The organism is Bacillus licheniformis DSM 13 = ATCC 14580 (assembly GCF_000011645.1).
In the GTDB taxonomy this organism is placed as follows: Bacteria; Bacillota; Bacilli; order Bacillales; family Bacillaceae; genus Bacillus; species Bacillus licheniformis.
In genome coordinates this window covers 49,291-68,809 of sequence record NC_006270.3, presented here as the reverse complement: position 1 = coordinate 68,809, position 19,519 = coordinate 49,291, and the positions used below count along the sequence as shown (strand labels likewise).

Below are 19,519 nucleotides of genomic sequence, written 5' to 3'. Positions count from 1 at the left end.
GGTGGATATAAACAGAGCTGTGTACTTATGTAACACTCTCCACTCTTGATTGGTTTTAGTATCCTTCACATCAAATGTAATATACGCGAGAAACAACAAATTTTTATGATGAAGCGATCGTTTGCTTTTTAACGTTTTGAAGGCCCTTCAATATGTCGAGAAGCGTTTCCAGCCATTCCTCCGGTTTTCGGTTTTTCACTTGAATCGAGATTTTCAATTTCTTCCCTTCCATTCCAAGGCCGATCTGTCTGCCGTACTTGCTGCCGAGTTCAAACAGTTTTTGACCGTCAATTTCGGCACTAGCTTTTTCGTCAATTGTCAGTCTGACGGCGTCTTTATCCTGTTTGATCAGCTCGACGCGTTCCTTGATGGCATATACCTTCGCCTCAGCGATGGCGAATAAATATTCTACTTCTTTCGGATATTCGCCGAAGCGGTCGATCATCTCGTCTTGAAGCTCGCTCTTTTCTTCAATGGTTGAAATCGCTCTAAACCGTTTATACATATCTATTTTTTGCTTGCCGTCTGTCACATACGTCTGCGGAATATATGCGTCAAGCTCCAAATCGATTTCCGGCTCAAACTTTTCAGCTTGCGGTGCATCTCCCTTGCGCGCCTCTATTGCTTCCTTGAGCATTTGCGAATATAAATCGAAACCGACAGAATCGATGAACCCGTGCTGCTGCGCACCTAAAAGGTTTCCGGCGCCGCGGATCGTCAAATCGCGCATCGCGATTTTAAATCCTGACCCGAGTTCTGTAAATTCTTTAATCGCCTGAAGCCTTTTTTCAGCCACTTCCGTTAGGACTTTGTCCTTCCGGTACGTAAAATAAGCGTAAGCTACACGGTTTGAGCGGCCGACGCGGCCCCTCAGCTGGTACAGCTGGGAAAGCCCCATCTTGTCTGCGTCAAATACGATCAAAGTATTGACGTTTGGAATATCAACGCCCGTCTCAATAATCGTCGTGCTGACTAGTACATCCGATTCTCCCTCTAAGAAGTTCAGCATGACCGATTCGAGTTCGTTTTCTGTCATCTTTCCATGGGCGTACGTCACCTTGGCGTCAGGTACAAGCATCGAGATTTCTTCTGCTTTTCTTTCAATATCCTCCACCCGGTTGTACAGGAAGTAAACCTGACCGCCTCTGGCCAGCTCGCGTTCTATCGCTTCCCTGACCAAGGCCCCGTTGTATTCGACAACGTACGTCTGTACCGGGAAGCGGTTTTCCGGAGGCGTTTCAATGACTGACAAATCTCTGACACCAAGCATGGACATATGAAGGGTTCGAGGTATCGGAGTTGCCGTTAACGTCAAAACGTCGACATTCGCTTTAATGCGTTTAATTTTTTCCTTATGTGTGACACCGAACCTTTGTTCTTCATCGATGATAAGCAGACCAAGATCTTTGTATACGACATCCTTGGACAACAGCCTGTGAGTGCCGATCACGATGTCTACCGTTCCGTTTTTCAAGCCCTTGATCGTTTCATTTGCTTCTTTTCTCGTCCGGAACCGGCTGAGCAAACCGATATTAATCGGGTAGTCCTGAAAGCGCTCCAATATCGTTTCATAGTGCTGCTGTGCTAGGATCGTAGTCGGCACAAGGATCGCGACCTGTTTTCCGTCTGCAATCGCCTTAAAAGCGGCGCGGATCGCCACTTCGGTTTTGCCGTAGCCCACATCGCCGCAAAGGAGCCGGTCCATCGGTCTTTCTTTTTCCATGTCTCTTTTAATCTCATGGATCGATCTCAGCTGATCCTCTGTCTCCTGATAAGGAAATGCGGCTTCAAATTCACGCTGCATTTCATGGTCGGGTGAAAACGCGTAGCCTTTGCTTGCTTCTCTTTCGGCATAGAGCTTGATCAAGTCATCGGCGATATCCTGAACAGAGCTTTCAACCTTTTTCTTAACCCGTTTCCATTCGCTTCCCCCGAGTTTATAAAGCTTCGGCTCTTTACCTTCGGAACCGACGTATTTTTGCACCTGATCAATTTGGTCAACCGGTACGTAAAGCTTGTCGCTTCCCTGGTAGTGAATATTCAGGTAGTCCTTATGAATGCCGTTGATCTCCAACGTTTCAATCCCTAAATACTTTCCGATACCGTGGTTTACATGAACGACATAATCGCCGATCTGAAGCTCCGAGTAGCTTTTAATCCGTTCGGCATTGGTCAGTTTTTGTTTGCGCGCCTGCTTTTTGACACGCTTTTTAAACAGCTCTTCCTCCGTGATAACGGCCAGCTTGATCATCGGAAGCTCAAAACCGGATTGAAGACCGCCTTCCATAATGTAAATCTGGCCTTGGGCGAGCGCTGCATCCTGGTCGGCCTGTGCGGCTTCGATGTCATAGTCGGACAGTACAGATGCTAGTTTTTCGACGCGCTCTTTGCTGTCTCCGAGAAAAACCGTCGTATATTTCGATTTTTTAAACCGTTCGATCTCATTTTTGAGCACATTCATTTGTCCGTGAAAGCTCTGCATTTGCTTGCTTGAAACATTGACGATGTTTTGCGGACTGGTGTGCTGCACATGCCTTAAAAACAGCGAGTAATACAAAATCGGGCGGGACTGTTTTGAAATGAGGCTGTGAAAAGGAAATGACATCGATGTATCATGAAGGATTTTCCCTTCTTCAAGCAGGCTCGTAATCCATTCTGCCTCTTCCTTTTGCAGCTGGTCTTCCATTTCATGAATACGGCTGATTTCATCTAGTATAAGCAAGGTATTTTTCGGGAAATAATCTAGTAAACTAGCAGGCTTCTCATAGAAATAAGAAAGGTATTTGACCATTTCCTGGCCGATATGCCCTTCCTTGAGCCGCTCTTTGTCTTCCGCGATATTTTGGTCGAGAATTTCCTTTTGTTTATCGAGCTTCAGCTTTTTAAGGCTGTTGGCAAGGCCTTGATCGATTTGTTCAAGCGCCCTTTGCCTGTCTTCATCCCGCACGATCAGTTCCTTCGCAGGGCCGATCGTTACTTCATCGCGCGTTTCCAGTGAGCGCTGATCATCCGTATTGAATATACGAATCGAGTCAACTTCTGTATCAAACAATTCAATCCGGACAGGATTTTCTTCAGTCAAAGAGTAGACATCGATAATGCCCCCGCGTATGCTGAATTCGCCTGGCGCCGCCACCATATCTGTACGCTCATACCCCATTTGAACGAGCTTCTGGAGCAGCTGTTCCGTGTCAATGTCGCGCCCCGTCTCAATGTGAATCTGACTGTTTTGCCATACTTCGACAGGAGGCAGCATTCTTCTGACGGCTGCTGCCGGAGCAACAACGATAGGCGTTTCACCGCTTGCAAGCCTATTTAAGACATCAAGCCTTTGCGAGCGCAGCTCAGGGCTTGCCACCGCTATTTCAGAAGAAATCAATTCGTTGACAGGATATAAAAGGACAGGCTGATCTTTTATCAGCCCTGTTAAATCATCTGTAATTTTTTGAGCCTGATAAAGGTTATGCGTAATTAAAAATACCGGCCGTCTCGTTTCTTTTGTAAGAGCGGCTGTAAATAACGACCGGGCAGATCCGGAGAGCCCCGCAAGCAGCTGTTCCTTCAGCCCTTCGTTCAAGCCGTTGACGATGGATTTAAAATCATCGCTTTTTGTTATATAGGATTGAATATTGTTCAAATGAGCCCCTCCTCTCTTCCTCAAATAGAAAAATGCTTTGGTCTAGTCTCTACACCAAAGCTATCTATTGAATAAATGAATGATATTGGTGATAATCCGGGTTTCGCTCAAGCGCTTCTTGACAATCTTCACATATCGTCTTCACGTGTAAATCCCCATTATCCATATAAGAAATCATATCGTTTCTTTCATCATTTGTTAAGTGGTTAAAGCCTAACTGTTCACTGTTTACATAAGAATGGTCAAGACTTCCGACTTTAACGCCGCAATGCCGGCAATAATAATGTAAAGCCATAAAGGAACCTCCATACCGAGTCTTTTTAAGACTAGTATGTTCCGTTCCCTTTTGCCTTATACCTTTGCGTTAAATTCATTCATGACTTCTAAAAAAGGTTTTTCCAAAGAAGCTTCACAGGCCTTGGCCGATTGTCTGACGGCCTCTTTTATCGCCGGCTCTTCTTCATCTGTAAAAGCGCCAAGCACATAATCGACGACTTTCATGCCGTTTACCGGACGGCCTATTCCGATTCTGATCCGGTTAAACTCACTTGTTCCCAGATGCTGAATCGTCGATTTGATGCCGTTATGGCCTCCTGCGCTTCCTTTCGTCCTCAGACGGATTCTTCCGGTCGGAAGATCCAAATCATCGTAAATCACTTTCAAATTGTCAACAGGGATCTCGTAATAGTCCAAAAGCGGCCTCAAACATTCTCCCGATAAATTCATATATGTAAGCGGCTTAACAAGTAGAACCTTTTTGCCGGAAACAAACCCGATTCCGTATTGTCCGTTGAACTTTGTTTTATCAAGCGGAATGTTCCACTCTTTCGAGAGCTCGTCAATCGTCATAAAACCTACATTGTGTCTCGTATTTTCATATGTTTTACCCGGATTGCCCAATCCTGCAAACACAAGCATTATTCTATATCCTCCCTTAAGCAAAACCCTGCCTCAGCATACTGAGGGGGAGCATCCTAATTTCCCCTCATTCTAGCACAAAAGACGTAACCGCGGGCGGATTACGTCTTACGTATTTATTCTTCTTTTTCCTCTTCAGTGCCTTTTTCTGGTTCCTCAACGTCTTGAGCAGCTGATTCGGCTTCTGTTTCTTCCTGCTTTTGAGGAGGAAGAATGGATGCAACAACTTCATCAGGCTCATGGTTGTATGAATAATCGCCTTTGGTCGGAATATCGCCGACGGTTAGAACATCATTGACTTCGAGACTGGAAATATCAACCTCGATCGTCTGCGGAATGTTCTTCGGCTTTGCTGTGACAGACAGCTCGTAAAGCGGCTGCTGAAGAACACCGCCCTGTTTGATGCCCTCTGCTTCACCCGTAAGGTTTACAGGAACCGTCGCCTCCATTTCCGCTTCCATATCAACCACTTTAAAATCGGCATGTACGATTGAATCTTTTAACGGATCCGTCTGCAGCTCAGTCACCATAACAGAGTGTTGGTCACCGTTTATATCCAAGTTGATAATCGTATTTTTGCCCTCAGCGCGCAAGATTTTTAAAAGCTCGATACTGTCTAACGCAACGGATTTGTTCTCCAGATTTCTTCCGTAAATGACACCCGGCACATACCCGGATTGCCGAATTCTTCTTAAAGAAGACCGTCTGGAATCCGTTCTTTCTTCCGCTTTTAAAATTGCCATTTTCAGCACCATCCTATCGTTAGATTGGTCTTTCTAAAACCATTCCCATAACGACAAAACTTTAAACCAGAATCAGCAAATTAATCGAACAGGAAGCTGACAGATTGTTTCTCATGCACACGAATAATTGCTTCTGCCAGAAGCGGTGCGACAGAAAGCTGCTTGAATTTCGCGATTTTCTTTTCTTCAGGAAGCTCAATGCTGTTGGTCACAACGAGCTCTTTAATTTTGGAATTGTCGATTCTTTCGATCGCCGGACCGGAAAGAACCGGATGTGTACAGCATGCATACACTTCCTCTGCGCCGCTTTCAACGAGCGCATTGGCCGCCAGCGTAATCGTTCCTGCAGTATCAATAATATCATCAATTAAAATGGCTGTTTTTCCTTCGATATGCCCGATGATATTCATAACCTCGGCTACATTCGGCTTAGGTCGGCGTTTGTCGATAATCGCAATCGGCGCTTTCAAGCGGTCCGCCAATTTGCGGGCACGGGTCACACCGCCGTGGTCAGGGGACACAATCACGATATCCTTGAAATTTTTCTCTTCAAAATAATTTCCTAAAATCGGAACACCCATTAAATGATCGATCGGTATATCAAAGAAACCTTGGATTTGCGGCGCGTGAAGGTCAAGTGCAATCACACGGGTAGCTCCGGCGGTTTCCAGCAGATTTGCCACGAGTTTGGCTGTGATCGGCTCGCGGGAACGCGCTTTACGGTCCTGACGGGCATAGCCGTAGTAAGGCATCACGATATTAATCGTTTTCGCCGACGCGCGTTTCAGCGCATCCACCATGATCAAAAGCTCCATGATATGCTCGTTCACCGGCGCGCTAGTCGATTGGATGACATAGCAGTCGCAGCCGCGGATGCTTTCTTCAATGTTAATTTGGACTTCACCGTCGCTAAAGCGTTTAACAGAACTCTTTCCCAGCTCAACTCCGACGATATCCGCGATTTCCTTCGCAAGACCCGGATTTGAGTTTAAAGAAAAAATCTTCAAATTGTCGTCTTCATATTTAGACATGGTAAACCTCCGATTTAGGATTATTTTTTGTGTATGTTCTCAGCGTAGTCTTCCTTATTGACTTGTCTTGCTCTGGCAATAGACAAAGCCCGGCCTGGCACATCGTCGGTAATCGTTGAACCCGCAGCTACGTATGCGCCTTCGCCGATTGTCACCGGAGCGACCAAATTGGAGTTGCAGCCGATAAATGCCCCATTTTCAATTTTCGTTTTAAACTTATGTTTCCCATCATAATTTACGGTAATCGACCCGCAGCCGAGATTGACATCCGTTCCGATTTCCGCGTCCCCTATGTAGCTTAAATGAGATGCTTTGCTGCGATCACCAAATTCCGATTTTTTCACTTCGACGAAATTCCCGATCCTTACCTCATTGCCGATCTTTGAGTCGGGCCTGATATGAGCAAACGGTCCGATTGTAACATCGTCGCCGACTTCACTGTCCACGATAACGGACTGCTTAATGACCGTTCTGCTGCCGACCGTACTGTTTTCCAGTTCGCTGTTCTGTCCGATGACCGCGTCTTCACCGATAACAACCCGCCCTTTAATGACGGTGCCGGGATAAATCACGGTATCCCTGCCGATCACGGCTTCCGGTGAAATGTATGTGTTGTCGGGATCGATTAAGCTGACGCCGTTCTGCATGTGGCGTTTATTGATCCGCTGCTTCATATAGATTTCCGCTTGTGATAGGGCGACTCTGTCATTGACTCCGAGCGTTTCCTGGAAGTTGACAGTCTGATAAGCGGCTACAGTTTCACCTTGATTTTTCAAGATCTCAATGACATCCGGAAGATAATATTCCCCCTGTACGTTGTCATTGGAAACCTGCTCGATCGTTTGAAAAAGAGCTTCGTTGTCAAAACAGTAGGTGCCTGTGTTGATTTCTTTGACAAGCCTTTCCTCTTCTGTTGCATCTTTGTGTTCGACAATCTTTGCAACATCGCCGTTTTCATTGCGAATAATGCGTCCGTAGCCTGTCGGATCTTCCGCTACAGCGGTTAAAATCGTCACCTTTGCTGCTTTTTTCTGATGCTCCGTGAGCATGGCTTCCATCGTTTCGGCAGTTAAAAGCGGGGTATCTCCGCAGATGACGATTGTTGTTCCTTTTTCGCTTCCAAGAATCGACTTGGCCTGCTTGACGGCATGGGCCGTGCCGAGCTGTTCAGCCTGCAGGGCATATTCGCTTTTTTCCCCGAGCTGTTTTTTGACATCTTCCGCACCATGTCCAACTATTGTGACAAGTTTTTCTAATGATAGCTTGCGAGCTTCATCGACAACATGCTCGACCATAGGTTTTCCGCAAACAGGATGAAGAACTTTATATAGCTTTGATTTCATTCTTGTTCCTTGACCAGCTGCTAACACAACTGCAAACCGCTTATCCATGTATTGGCCTCCATTATCCCTATTATCCATAGAAAAATATATCCTAAATATGAGTTGATTTCAAGCAAGCCAAAATGAGAAATCGGGAAATCAAGACAGCATATTTTGGATGTTTAGAGCATATTTAGGATTAACTGATCAGGGAGACGGATTGATTCCTTCTGCATGCGCTTTGTTATCCGAGTTCGCATGCTTTACCTTCCTGCTACTGTTATACGCAGACACAAACCATATATTGTCATTTTATTATGATAAGATCATTTTTTTTCAAAACAAAAAGGGCTTATCCATAAGCCCTTCTTTTTTAAGAAGCTCCAATTTCTTCATATTCTATTTCCTCAACGTCACCCAAACGATGATATTCATTTAACACCGCGTCCTGAATTTTTCCGCGGGTGCTTGAGTTGATTGGATGAGCGATATCACGAAATTCTCCATCAGGTGTACGCTTACTTGGCATCGCAACGAAAAGACCATTGTTTCCATCAATTACACGAATATCATGCACTACAAATTCGTGATCCAGCGTGATGGATGCAATCGCTCTCATGCGACCATCGGTATTCACGCGGCGTAATCTTACGTCGGTAACTTCCACAGTAGTTCACCACCTTTTCCCAATATAAAAACATTAGTGTAACTATTCAACGGCTTTTTTTGTTTTCCTGCATAATTAAAAATATTTTTGTAATATTGGGATAAAAAAACACTGAATTGACAAATTTTCCAAACAAAAAAGATGATTTTGAGACCAAAACCATCTTTTAAGAGTTCTTTCTATTTCACTAATGCGATGACTTCTATTTCAACAAGCGCGTCTTTCGGCAGCCTCGCCACCTCAACGCATGATCTCGCCGGTTTGTGGGTATCGAAGTACTGTCCGTAAACTTCATTCACCTCTGTGAATTGATTCATATCCGCCAGAAACACGGTTGCTTTGACGACAGTCTCCAGAGAGGCGCCCGCTTCTTTCAGCACGGCTTTTAAATTGCGGAAAACCTGGTGCGTCTGTTCTGTGATGTCTCCAGTCACCATTTCACCCGACGGGGTCAGCGGAATTTGCCCCGAACTGTAAAACATATTGTTGACAACAATTCCTTGTGAATACGGTCCGATCGCCGCCGGTGCTTCTTTTGTCTGAACAACCTTTGTCATCTCAAACTCCCCATTTCCTATTCATTTTCTGCAAAAAAACGCTGAAAATTTCCGTTTTGTATTTCCACCTTTTTTTCCTTCATATCGATTTCAGAAAGAGTCAAAAGGGACATATACTCATCGACCAGCCGCTCCTTGACTCCCTGAGCTTCCACAAGAACACCGATGCCCGCTACATGGGCATTGAATTCATCGAGAAGATTGATCATGCCGTTGATCGTTCCTCCCGCTTTCATAAAGTCGTCTATGATCAAAACGTGCGAGCCCGTCTGCAAGCTTCGTTTTGCAAGAGACATCGTCTGAATGCGGTTGGATGATCCGGACACATAGTTGATGCTGACCGTTGACCCTTCAGTTACCTTATTGTCTTTTCTGACGACCACTGTCGGCACATCAAGGTAGCTGGCTACCGCATATGCCAAAGGAATGCCTTTTGTCGCCACCGTCATCACGACATCGATCTCCCTGTCTGAAAAAGCGGAAGCAAAAATTTTGCCGGCCTTCGTTAATACAGAGGGCTTTCCAAGGATATCGGTTAAATACAAATATCCGCCGGGCAATATCCGTTCCGAATCGATCAATGACTCACCGAGCGACTTTACAAATTCCTCCGCTTCATCGCGTTTTACCTTTGGAATGTATTTAACGCCGCCGGCTGCTCCCGGCACGGTCTGAAGCGTTCCGATTCCCTGCTGCTCGAAGGTCTGCTTAATGATGGTTAAATCTTCACTAATGGATGATTTAGCAGATTGATACCGTTCTGAAAAGAAGGTTAATGGCACTAAGACATGCGGATGGGTCAACAAATAATTTGTCAGATCCACCAATCTGCCGCTTCGACGAAACTTCATGCACTTACCTCCAAAATCCGAATATTTTTAAAAACAATATAACTTAACATACGGATTTAATCAAGTTCATTTTGTTCTCCGATCATCCGCACCGCATAAACCTGATCGCAAAACCCTCTTAATCCGTTATAGATTCTTTGCACTTTTGATTCGTATTGAACAAGTCCGAACACAGTGGGGCCGCTCCCGCTCATCAGCACAGCATCGGCGCCGAACCGCTTCATTTGATTTTTGATCATCGCGACTTCGGGGTGCATGTTCAATGTAACAGATTCGAGTACATTGCCGAGCTTGTCACACATTTTTTGAAAATTCTTCTCTTCAATCGCAGCAATCATACCTTGAACATCCGGATGTTCAATCTCGTCGACTTTCAGCTGCTTGTACACTTCTGCAGTTGATACGCCGATCGTCGGCTTTGCCAGCACTACCCAGCAGTGCGGCGGAGTCTCGATATGACGGATTTTCTCTCCCCTTCCCGTTGCAAGAGCCGTTCCTCCATGTACGCAAAAGGAGACATCAGATCCGATCTCAGCGCCAAGCTCAGCCAGTTCATTCATCGAAAGCTTCAAATCCCACAGCCGGTTCAATCCTCTGAAGACGGCAGCCGCATCGCTGCTTCCTCCTGCAAGGCCCGCAGCAACGGGAATCACTTTCGTAATAAAAATGGAAACCCCTTTTTTAATGCCGTAGCGTTCTTTCATGAGCATTGCAGCCTGATAAGCAAGGTTTCGCTGATCGTCGGGAACAAAGCGGTTATGCGAAGAAACCGTTACTTTATCTTCTGCCAGCTCTGTTAATTCGACCCGATCCGCCAAATCAATCGTCGTCATGACCATCTCTACTTCATGATACCCATCTGGACGTTTGTGGCGAACGTCGAGCGACAAATTAATTTTAGCCGGCGCCTTCTCTAAAATACGCAATCCATTCACCTACTTCTCCATCTAAACATAAGTATCCACATTGTAACATATTTTGAAGTACAGGACGTACAAATGCATGCGCCTGAGGCAGGACGCCTCGCTCTTAGCATGCGGTCATTCCTCGCAAGTACAAATGCATGCGCCTGCGCAGGATGCCTCGCCTTTGGCATGCGGTCATTCCTTCAGATTGCGAATGCGCCCCTCGCCATGATTCCCAGGTCGCTTACAGCGGCTGAACACTGAAAACGGATCAATGAAAAAAACGGAGGACAGAAGCGTCCCCCGTATGTCACTGTTTTAATGATTTTGCTGATTTTGAGCCATATGCTGTTCGGCTAATTCGATGGCCCTTTTCACCATGTTGCCGGCGTCTCTGGCCCGAATTCCGCCCCAGCCCTCGGTCTTTACCGTATCGTAAAATCCAAGATCTTTAGCCAATTCATTTTTGAATTCCTCTGACATGATGCTTCGACGTCTGCCCATGCGAAACAGCCCCTTTCAAGTATCATACCATCCGTCTGACTCATCATAAAACAAGTGACATGTATTAGCTTTGCTCGATTTGTGCAGAACTTCCCCGAAAAATTTTGGATAAAAAAAGGCAAAACAAAAAGCAGCAAACATAAAGTCCACTGCTTATTAAAGGGCTACTGAGCTGGTTTTATCATCGGAAAACCTCAATTCAACCGTCTCAGTAAGAATATCCGCATAACTGTATGAAACTCTTTCAAACGAATTCTCGTCTTGGTCTAGTTGTATCACAAAAACAGAAGGGTACGTCTCAGCTAAAATGCCCGAACGCTCAATCGTTTTTCGGCGGCCACCGTTTGCTTTTAACGTCAGCCTTTTTCCCAAATGTCCATCAAGCGATCTTTTAATATCGGACAACGTTTTCGCCATTGCATCCACCTCACTATATTCAGTATACACCAGAAGCCCATTTTTGTCAAATAAAATTTAAATTATATCAACGTTCATAAGCCTCTGTCAATAAAATATTTGTGACAAATTATACGCCGACTTTCCCTTATTTTCCTCATTTTTCGTTTCATTATGTATGTTTTTAAAAAAAAGGTAAAAACATTTCGTGTGCATAGCAAAAACCCGCCATCCGGCGGGCTCGTTTAATCGTTTGCTTTTGTTTTATATGGCATTCCAATACGCAATACGCCCCGCGTCTCAATACCTCCGAGCCCCTTTTCTCTCGTCAAGGTATTTCTGAGCACTTCCCAGACGTTAATGCGGTCCATAAACGGAGTGAAGCTGATTTTTGCGACTATATAGACCGGATCAAGCGCATGGATGTTGACTCTGGACGGAGAGCTTGCGAAATTTGCACCGGCTCTGATCAGTGATTCAAAATGGGACTGGCATGCGCCGGCAAAAATGACGAGCTGATCAAGATGGGGAATTTTTCTTCTCGCTTTTTGAACGGTTTCGATAAAATCTTTTGAATGCCTGTAGGCATCCAGATTGTTAATATCGCCCTTCTGCTTAGAATAGGCATCGTGTCCGGTAATGACGAGAAGATCCGGGCGGTATTCATCGATCAGTTCCTCGATGACTGATGACATTTTCTTTTCATAGCAATGAATGCCGTATACAGGAACCCCGATCTTTTCGTAGAGCGCCAGACACTTTTTCAAATAAGCCGAATCCCCGTCTAAATGAAGGACTCTTCCGGGCATATGAAAGTACTGCTGTTGATTGTTATATTGGTTTGTGGCGCGGTACTCATGTTTATCGTGAAGGAGTTTGTAATCCTGGCGGAGAAGATCGAGGGATTCCTTCATTCTCGTTTCTTCTTCCCGCTTTCTCATCTGCCACTCAGCCTCGCGGACAATCTCAAGATCCCCCAAATGCGCGTCAGCGATTAATCTGACCTCATCTCCGTGCAAAACGGCTACAGGTTCTCCATTTGCCGATTGATCAATTCTTATAATTCGAAATAAAATATCTCTTCGATAAGATTTTCTGACGACCATATCGCCTATTTTAAATTGCATGCTTTTCACTCCACACATAGACTAAGCCCCATCCTGATGAACATCAAGCAACGAAAAAGTAAAGGTGCTTCTTTAGCCTATGTGCCTGCCCTTCAAGTGGTGAACGGATGACAAGCCTGATCAGGCTTAAAGCCCGGCATCAATAAAAAAAGCCCTCCATTAAAGAAGGACTTCTCTCAAGCGGTCAGATAAGACGGCGAACTCTTCAATGCTAAGCGACTCTCCGCGTCGTTTTCCGTCGATATGTGAATCCTGAAGCGCTCTTTCAATTTTTGATTTATTCTCTTTGCCATTCGGCAGATTGTTGACGAGGTTGTTGAAAAGCGTTTTTCGACGCTGTGCAAAGCTTGCTTTTACGACTTGAAAGAAAAAGGCAGCATCTTGAACGGCCACAGCCGGCTCTTTCCTCAGCGTCAGCCTGATGACCGCGGAATCTACGTTAGGCTGAGGGACAAATACGGTCTTTGGTACATTCATGACCGTTTTGGCCTCCGTATAAAACTGCACCGCGATGGAAAGGGACCCGTATTCCTTTGAAGAAGGTTTTGCAGCCATTCGGTCCGCCACCTCTTTTTGAAGCATGACGACGATTCCTTTCAGCGGCAGATTTTCTTCTAAAAGCTTCATGATGATCGGAGTCGTGACGTAATACGGGAGGTTGGCGACAACCATCACCTCATCGCAGTCTTGAAACTGTTCGTCCATTACCGCTCGGACATCGGCCTTCAGGACATCCTGGTGAATGACAGTCACATTATCATACGGAGAAAGCGTATCTTCTAAAATCGGCAGAAGCCGTTGGTCGATCTCAAAGGCCGTTACTTTCTTCGCACGCTTTGCCAGCTGCTCGGTCAATGCCCCGATCCCCGGACCGATTTCAATCACGCCTGTACGCTCCGTCACACCGGCATGGTCGACAATTCTGTCCAATATGTTCGTGTCAATCAAGAAGTTCTGCCCCAGGCTTTTTTTGAATGAAAATCCGTATTTATTGAGAATTTCCTTAGTCCTAATTGGGGTGGCGATATCTTTATTCATGTTCTTCCTCCCGCAGCACAGCATCCAGTGCGCTTAAATAATCACTCTTTTTGATCTGAAACATTTGCAGCCGCTTTTGAAGCTGTTTCCCATTTGTATAGCCGATATTCAATATTTCGCCGAGCCGCTCCCGCCTTTGTTTTGCCAGCGGGCCTCCGATCAGGCCGGCTTCGATTAAATCCCGGGCCTCAATCTCAGGTTCCGTCGCTTCCATTTCCTCCTGAACGGTCATTAAGCATTCGCGGATCGCTTCAAGCGAAGCGTGTTCGACACCGATTCCGCGTTTATTTTTAGGCTTTGCCAAATGCTTGGGCAAAAATGCATGCTTGCAGCCGGGGACCTTTTCTGCAATCGTTTTTCTGATTTTTTCCCCCGGGAAATCGGGATCGGTTAAAATAATAACCCCGCGCGTTTCCTGGGCGAGCCGAATCCGTTTGATGACGTCTTCCCCTATGGCAGATCCGTTCGTTTCGATCGTATCTGCATCAACAGCCGATTTGATTTTAGCGGTGTCATCACGGCCTTCGACAACGATGATTTCTTTAATCTTCATTTCTTCCTCCGTATGTTGAAAAACCTTTTATTACATTTTTAAAATGATTGAAACCTTTTTGTAATAAAACCGTCTAATTTATTAGAAAACAAGATGGATCTATTATAACCAAAAAAACAGAGGGCGCAAAATCCCTCTGCTTATATAAAAAGCATAATAAATGATATTTAGTTCAACACCTTGATTTTAACTCTTTTGTTTCCCCAGCGGTAAGCTGTAGACTTATTCGGAAAGAATACATCGATTTTTCGGCCTTTGATGGCTGAGCCTGTATCGGCCGCAACCGCATAGCCATATCCTTCTACATGTACTTTGGAACCCAGCGGAATAACGCTCGGATCGACAGCGATCACTTTAGCGCCGGGATTATTTTTCAAATTAACGCCGGTCGCAGTGTGGCCTGAGCATCCGTTGCAGCTTGCTGTATAAGCTGTAGAGGATACATAAAATTCCTTTCCTGAGGATTGATTTCCGCGCGATACATTCGCGCTGACTTTAGCCACTGCGGCTTGCTTTGTACCGACAGCGATGATTTTGGCTTTGCTTTCGGCTGCCGTTTCCTCTTTAATCAGTTCTCTGGAAACTTCCTTGCCGTTTTTCATAACAACGGCATAGTGCTTTTTAAGCTTGCCATGTTTACCGTCCTGTACAACTTTTTCTTTCCCCTTTTCAAGTGAATCGTCCTCTTTTTTCCGGACTTCAAAAGGGATGTTCTCTTCCACTACATCGGTGACTTTTTTGATACGAGTAATGTGAATCGCCTGATCTTTCGTCAGCTTTTTATCAAGCGCAGGCTTAACTTCATCATCGCCTTTTATGCTGATCTTATGATGTTTTAAAAAGTCAGCGACCGTAGTCGAAGTCGTCCATAGGTCTTTATCTTTACCGGCATCCTTTACGGTTACTTTAAAAGCCCTTTGCAAAGTCAGCTTCATATCTTTCGTTATTTCTTTATCAACTGAGGGGTCAATTTGATCGTGTTCCGCCAACTCTAAATTTAAGTCTTTCAGAAGTTTGCCGACTGTACCCGCTGTTGTCCAGATTTCCTTTTCCTGTCCGTCGACCGTGAAATGAACAGGTTTTGCGGCAACATATTCAACATTCATGTTCGCCGTTAATTTTGTATCTTCAGCGGGAGAGATGTGATCTTCTTTCCTCGTCTCGATGTCTAAGCTTTTCAGCAGTTCACCTACGGTTTTAGCATTCGTGCGAACATCCTGCTTTTTCCCGTTTATCGAAATGGTGACTTGCTGTTTAGCGAGCTCATGTGCTCCGTAAGCAGTTCCGCTCCCTGCGACAAGCAGTCCAGCAGCAATCAGAATCCATCTGCTTTTGCTAAGCTTTACGGAAAACAGCTTTTTCATTTTTTGTATGATGAAAAACGCCTCCTTCTCCTCGGGGAGATTATATAGAGTATCTACAAGCCTGTCAACCCTCCTCTCTATTTTCTCCGCAAGCCCGCCATCTCTTTTATTATGGGAAAACCACCTCATAAAAGAAAGAAAGACTTGTCGACAAAGATATCCTATGAGCGTAAACAGACATGTAGAACTTTTTAGAACCATCCCCCGAAGAGACAAGCTTGAACAAGGCTCGATATCAAATCGTGTCAGCTGATGCCGAAAAGTTTTTTTGCATTTTCTGTGGTGACGGCCGCTATTTCTTCATAAGTCATTCCTTTTAATTCGGCAATCTGTTCGGCGACAAGTTTGACATAGCTAGGTTCATTCCGCTTTCCTCTGTATGGATGCGGCGTTAAATACGGGCAGTCCGTCTCAATTAAAAGCCGGTCATTTGGTATTTGTTTGACCACTTCCTTCGGTTTTTTGGCGTTTTTAAATGTGACGGGTCCGCCGAAAGATAGGTAGAAATTCATATCGATGCACTCTTGTGCAATTTCAGCGCTTCCTGTATAACAGTGCATGATCCCGCCGACTTCCTCGGCCCCTTCTTCCCGCAAAATAGAAACGACATCCTCCGTTGCATCACGGTTGTGAATCACGATTGGCAAGCCGACTTCTTTTGCCAAAGCGATCTGTTTTCTGAACACCTCTTTTTGAACGTCCTTCGGCGACTTATCCCAATGATAATCAAGTCCCATTTCTCCGATCGCCACAACTTTCTCATGGGCGGACAGGTCTTTGATCCAAGCCAAATCTTCATCGGTCATATCAATTGCGTCAACCGGATGCCACCCGATGGCTGCATAAATAAAATCGTATTCTTCAATCAATTCCATCGCACGCTTGATCGTCGGACGATCGAATCCTACCACGACAATGTGCTCCACTTTTTCTTCCTTTGCCCGAGCAATGACTTCTTCCAAATCCTCGTTAAATTGCTCGGCGTTTAAATGAGCATGTGTATCAAATAACATGAAAATGCCACCTTTTTAAGAAATTGTCGAAAAAACAAAAGGTGTTCGACGAAATGTTACACGTGGAACACCCTTTGCCTGCATTTATTTGATTCGCGTTCCGTTTGCTAATGAACTGTCTACCGCCGCAAGCGAGAGAACGCCGTTGTCCTCTCCAGCCAATATCATGCCTTGAGAAAGTTCTCCTCTTAGTTTGACCGGTTTTAAATTTGTTACACAAATGACTTTCCGGCCGACAAGCTCTTCAGGTTTGTAGTGCTTGGCAATTCCTGAAACGACTTGGCGTTTTTCAAAGCCTAAATCAAGCTGGAGTTTTAACAGACGATCCGCTTTTTTGACGGGTTCAGCATGAATGACTTCAGCCACTCTGAGCTCTGTGCTCATAAAATCGTCTATCGTGATTTCCGGAAGCCGTTCATGTGCTTTTTCCTCTTGCTTTGGTTCTTCTTTTGGAGCCGTTCCCTGCATTTTTGATTTGATATAAGCGACTTCGTCTTCCGCCTCAAGACGCGGGAACAATGGTTCTCCTTTTTGAACTGTCACAGATTTCAGCTGGCCGAAGCTTTGAATGCTGTCCCAGGTTTTCAGTGACGCATCCGTAACGCCAAGCTGTGCGAAAATCTTTTCAGGCGTCTGCGTTAAGAACGGCTGCAGCAATACAGCAGTGATGCGCAATGACTCCGCCAAATGGTACATGACCGATTGAAGCTCTTTTTCTTTATCCTTATCTTTTGCCAGTACCCAAGGGGCTGTCTCGTCGATGTATTTATTCGTTCTGCTGACAAACTGCCACAATGATGAAAGCGCAACGGAAAACTCCATATTTTCGATCGCCTGCTCGTACGCTTCAATTGTCTTTTGCGAGAATGATGACAACGGTTCGTCAAAAGCGGTAACCGGGCCTTCATACGACTGAATCCGGCCGTCAAAGTATTTGTTGACCATGGCGACCGTTCTGTTCAGCAGGTTGCCTAAATCATTCGCTAAATCATAGTTAATCCGCTCGACAAATCCTTCCGGTGTAAATACGCCGTCAGAACCGAACGGCACTTCGCGGAGAAGATAATAACGCAATGCATCTAGTCCGTATCTGTCGATTAATGTGACCGGGTCAACCACATTGCCTTTTGATTTAGACATTTTTCCATCTTTCATCAGCAGCCACCCGTGGGCAAAAACCTTTTTCGGCAGCGGAAGGTCCAATGCCATCAGCATAATCGGCCAGTAAATGGTATGGAAGCGGACGATCTCCTTACCGACAAGATGAACGTCTGCCGGCCAATATTTTTGATAATTTTCATCGTTTTCCGTATTAAAGCCAAGTGCCGTAATGTAATTAAACAGCGCATCTATCCAAACATAGATGACATGCTTCGGATTGCCGGGCACTTTTATCCCCCAGTCGAACGTCGTCCGGGAAACAGCCAAATCTTCAAGACCCGGTTTGATAAAGTTGTTGATCATTTCATTTTTCCGGGATTCAGGCTGGATGAATTCAGGATTTTCTTCATAGAAAGCGAGAAGCCGATCCGCGTATTTTCCCATGCGGAAGAAGTAAGATTCCTCTTTGATTAGCTCAACGGGGTGGCCGCTGTCAGGACTTTTCCCTCCGATAACTTCGCCTTTCTCGTTTCGCTCGACATCAACGAGCTGGGTTTCGGTGTAAAACGTTTCGTCAGGGATGCTGTACCAGCCCTCATATTCATCAAGATATATGTCACCATTGTCAAGCAGCTTCTGAAATACCTTTTCGATCACTTTTTTATGACGTTCCTCTGTCGTCCGAATGAAGTCGTCATTGGATATGTCGAGCTTTTTCCAAAGCTGCTGAATGTCTTCTGCCGCACGATCGACCAATTCCTGCGGAGTGATGTTTTCCTTCTCCGCCGTTTGCTGAATTTTTTGTCCGTGCTCATCTGTACCAGTTAAGTATCTGACATCAAAGCCTCTCAGTCTTTTATAACGAGCCATCGCATCACCTGCAACGGTCGTGTAGGCATGTCCAATATGTAGCTTCCCACTTGGGTAATAAATGGGTGTAGTGATGTAAAACGTATTTTTTTCTTGCGGCATGATGGAACCTCCCAATTAAAATGTCAAAAAACTCCCGCCCAAAGGACGAGAGCGGCATGTGTATTCATTCAGTATATACTCAATATATAATCCCTCTTTATATGATACCATCTTAGCCTTCAAGTTCAAGAAAATATACATTGTCGATCCATCATGAATACGGTCGATTACAAATTTCTTAACAGAAAGAAATACTATACTTCGACAAAAAAATGCTTTCATTGTCGAATAATGTCGTATATAATCGATATGAGGAAAAACCTTAGTTCGAAAGTCTTGATTTAAGGGCTTTTTTTTGATTGATCATACTGTTTTATCATCTTCAATTCCCTTGTTACATCAGTTCTTCCAAGGTCTTTTGACTATATGATCTAATTTTTACAAACAATAGAAAAGAAAATGATTGACGTTTATTGGAAACCTTGTTATGCTAGGACTGTAAGGATTTTGTCGAATAATGACGAAGATAATAAACACCTATAAAAATAACAATCTTTCGGGAGGAGAATGAATATGAAATCTACAGGTATTGTACGTAAAGTTGATGAACTAGGACGCGTGGTGATTCCAATCGAACTTCGCCGTACGCTTGGAATCGCAGAAAAAGACGCTCTTGAAATCTATGTAGATGACGAAAAAATCATCTTGAAAAAATATAAACCAAACATGACTTGCCAAGTTACAGGTGAGGTTTCTGATGACAACCTTAAACTTGCAGGCGGTAAATTGGTTCTTAGCCCTGAAGGCGCTGAGCAAATCATTAACGAAATTCAAGCACAACTTCAATCTCAAAAATAATTATTTTGATTATACAAAAACC

At 44.8% G+C, this 19,519-nt stretch carries 18 protein-coding genes and 1 pseudogene; 1 reads left to right on the top strand and 18 read right to left on the bottom strand.

The features are described from left to right. Nucleotides 1-103: 103 nt before the first annotated feature. From mfd to metG, 18 genes and pseudogenes are all read right to left on the bottom strand, one after another. Nucleotides 104-3,637, bottom strand: coding sequence for a transcription-repair coupling factor (gene mfd, locus TRNA_RS21860; protein WP_011197468.1), 3,534 nt, complete (start codon nucleotides 3,635-3,637; stop codon nucleotides 104-106). Nucleotides 3,638-3,701: 64 nt separating this feature from the next. Next, complete coding sequence (locus TRNA_RS21855) at nucleotides 3,702-3,932, bottom strand: anti-sigma-F factor Fin family protein (protein ID WP_003178210.1); 231 nt, start codon at nucleotides 3,930-3,932, stop codon at nucleotides 3,702-3,704. Between the two features lie 56 nt (nucleotides 3,933-3,988). Beyond that, a complete protein-coding gene (gene pth / locus TRNA_RS21850) occupies nucleotides 3,989-4,555 on the bottom strand; it encodes an aminoacyl-tRNA hydrolase (protein WP_003178208.1) in 567 nt (188 codons plus the stop codon). Nucleotides 4,556-4,671: 116 nt separating this feature from the next. Next, nucleotides 4,672-5,298 (bottom strand): 50S ribosomal protein L25/general stress protein Ctc, encoded by a 627-nt coding sequence (locus TRNA_RS21845; RefSeq protein ID WP_003178205.1) that lies wholly within the window; start codon nucleotides 5,296-5,298, stop codon nucleotides 4,672-4,674. Between the two features lie 80 nt (nucleotides 5,299-5,378). Then, on the bottom strand, nucleotides 5,379-6,329 hold the full coding sequence (locus TRNA_RS21840) for a ribose-phosphate diphosphokinase (protein WP_003178203.1): 951 nt from the start codon (nucleotides 6,327-6,329) through the stop codon (nucleotides 5,379-5,381). A 20-nt stretch (nucleotides 6,330-6,349) separates the two neighbouring features. Continuing rightward, complete coding sequence (gene glmU / locus TRNA_RS21835) at nucleotides 6,350-7,720, bottom strand: bifunctional UDP-N-acetylglucosamine diphosphorylase/glucosamine-1-phosphate N-acetyltransferase GlmU (RefSeq protein ID WP_011197467.1); 1,371 nt, start codon at nucleotides 7,718-7,720, stop codon at nucleotides 6,350-6,352. Between the two features lie 304 nt (nucleotides 7,721-8,024). Beyond that, entirely contained in the window at nucleotides 8,025-8,318 is a 294-nt protein-coding gene (gene spoVG, locus TRNA_RS21830; protein ID WP_011197466.1) for a septation regulator SpoVG, read from the bottom strand. Between the two features lie 179 nt (nucleotides 8,319-8,497). Next, a complete protein-coding gene (gene ridA, locus TRNA_RS21825) occupies nucleotides 8,498-8,875 on the bottom strand; it encodes a 2-iminobutanoate/2-iminopropanoate deaminase (protein WP_003178196.1) in 378 nt (125 codons plus the stop codon). Continuing rightward, nucleotides 8,873-9,726 (bottom strand): annotated as a pseudogene (purR, locus tag TRNA_RS21820) (pur operon repressor); the annotation flags it as partial. The gene ridA and the pseudogene purR, both read right to left, overlap by 3 nt. Before the next feature lie 56 nt (nucleotides 9,727-9,782). Beyond that, nucleotides 9,783-10,652, bottom strand: coding sequence for a 4-(cytidine 5'-diphospho)-2-C-methyl-D-erythritol kinase (ispE, locus tag TRNA_RS21815; protein WP_011197465.1), 870 nt, complete (start codon nucleotides 10,650-10,652; stop codon nucleotides 9,783-9,785). Nucleotides 10,653-10,949: 297 nt separating this feature from the next. Then, a complete protein-coding gene (locus TRNA_RS21810; protein WP_003178189.1) occupies nucleotides 10,950-11,135 on the bottom strand; it encodes a small, acid-soluble spore protein, alpha/beta type in 186 nt (61 codons plus the stop codon). Nucleotides 11,136-11,291: 156 nt separating this feature from the next. Further along, complete coding sequence (gene veg / locus TRNA_RS21805; protein WP_003178187.1) at nucleotides 11,292-11,552, bottom strand: biofilm formation stimulator Veg; 261 nt, start codon at nucleotides 11,550-11,552, stop codon at nucleotides 11,292-11,294. 224 nt (nucleotides 11,553-11,776) lie between these two features. Next, entirely contained in the window at nucleotides 11,777-12,658 is an 882-nt protein-coding gene (gene yabG, locus TRNA_RS21800) for a sporulation peptidase YabG (RefSeq protein ID WP_009330064.1), read from the bottom strand. Nucleotides 12,659-12,817: 159 nt separating this feature from the next. Continuing rightward, nucleotides 12,818-13,696, bottom strand: a complete 879-nt coding sequence (rsmA, locus tag TRNA_RS21795; RefSeq protein ID WP_003178182.1) for a 16S rRNA (adenine(1518)-N(6)/adenine(1519)-N(6))-dimethyltransferase RsmA — start codon at nucleotides 13,694-13,696, stop codon at nucleotides 12,818-12,820. Next, nucleotides 13,689-14,249 (bottom strand): ribonuclease M5, encoded by a 561-nt coding sequence (gene rnmV / locus TRNA_RS21790; protein WP_003178180.1) that lies wholly within the window; start codon nucleotides 14,247-14,249, stop codon nucleotides 13,689-13,691. Before rnmV ends, rsmA begins: the two co-directional genes overlap by 8 nt. Nucleotides 14,250-14,416: 167 nt before the next feature. Next, entirely contained in the window at nucleotides 14,417-15,742 is a 1,326-nt protein-coding gene (locus tag TRNA_RS21785; RefSeq protein ID WP_003178178.1) for a G5 and 3D domain-containing protein, read from the bottom strand. A 116-nt stretch (nucleotides 15,743-15,858) separates the two neighbouring features. Further along, nucleotides 15,859-16,626 (bottom strand): TatD family hydrolase, encoded by a 768-nt coding sequence (locus TRNA_RS21780; RefSeq protein WP_003178177.1) that lies wholly within the window; start codon nucleotides 16,624-16,626, stop codon nucleotides 15,859-15,861. Between the two features lie 84 nt (nucleotides 16,627-16,710). Further along, nucleotides 16,711-18,699, bottom strand: a complete 1,989-nt coding sequence (metG, locus tag TRNA_RS21775; protein WP_003178175.1) for a methionine--tRNA ligase — start codon at nucleotides 18,697-18,699, stop codon at nucleotides 16,711-16,713. 507 nt (nucleotides 18,700-19,206) lie between these two features. On the opposite strand from metG, the gene TRNA_RS21770 reads away from it, so the two are divergent. Continuing rightward, nucleotides 19,207-19,497 (top strand): AbrB/MazE/SpoVT family DNA-binding domain-containing protein, encoded by a 291-nt coding sequence (locus tag TRNA_RS21770; RefSeq protein ID WP_085959887.1) that lies wholly within the window; start codon nucleotides 19,207-19,209, stop codon nucleotides 19,495-19,497. Nucleotides 19,498-19,519: the final 22 nt, after the last annotated feature.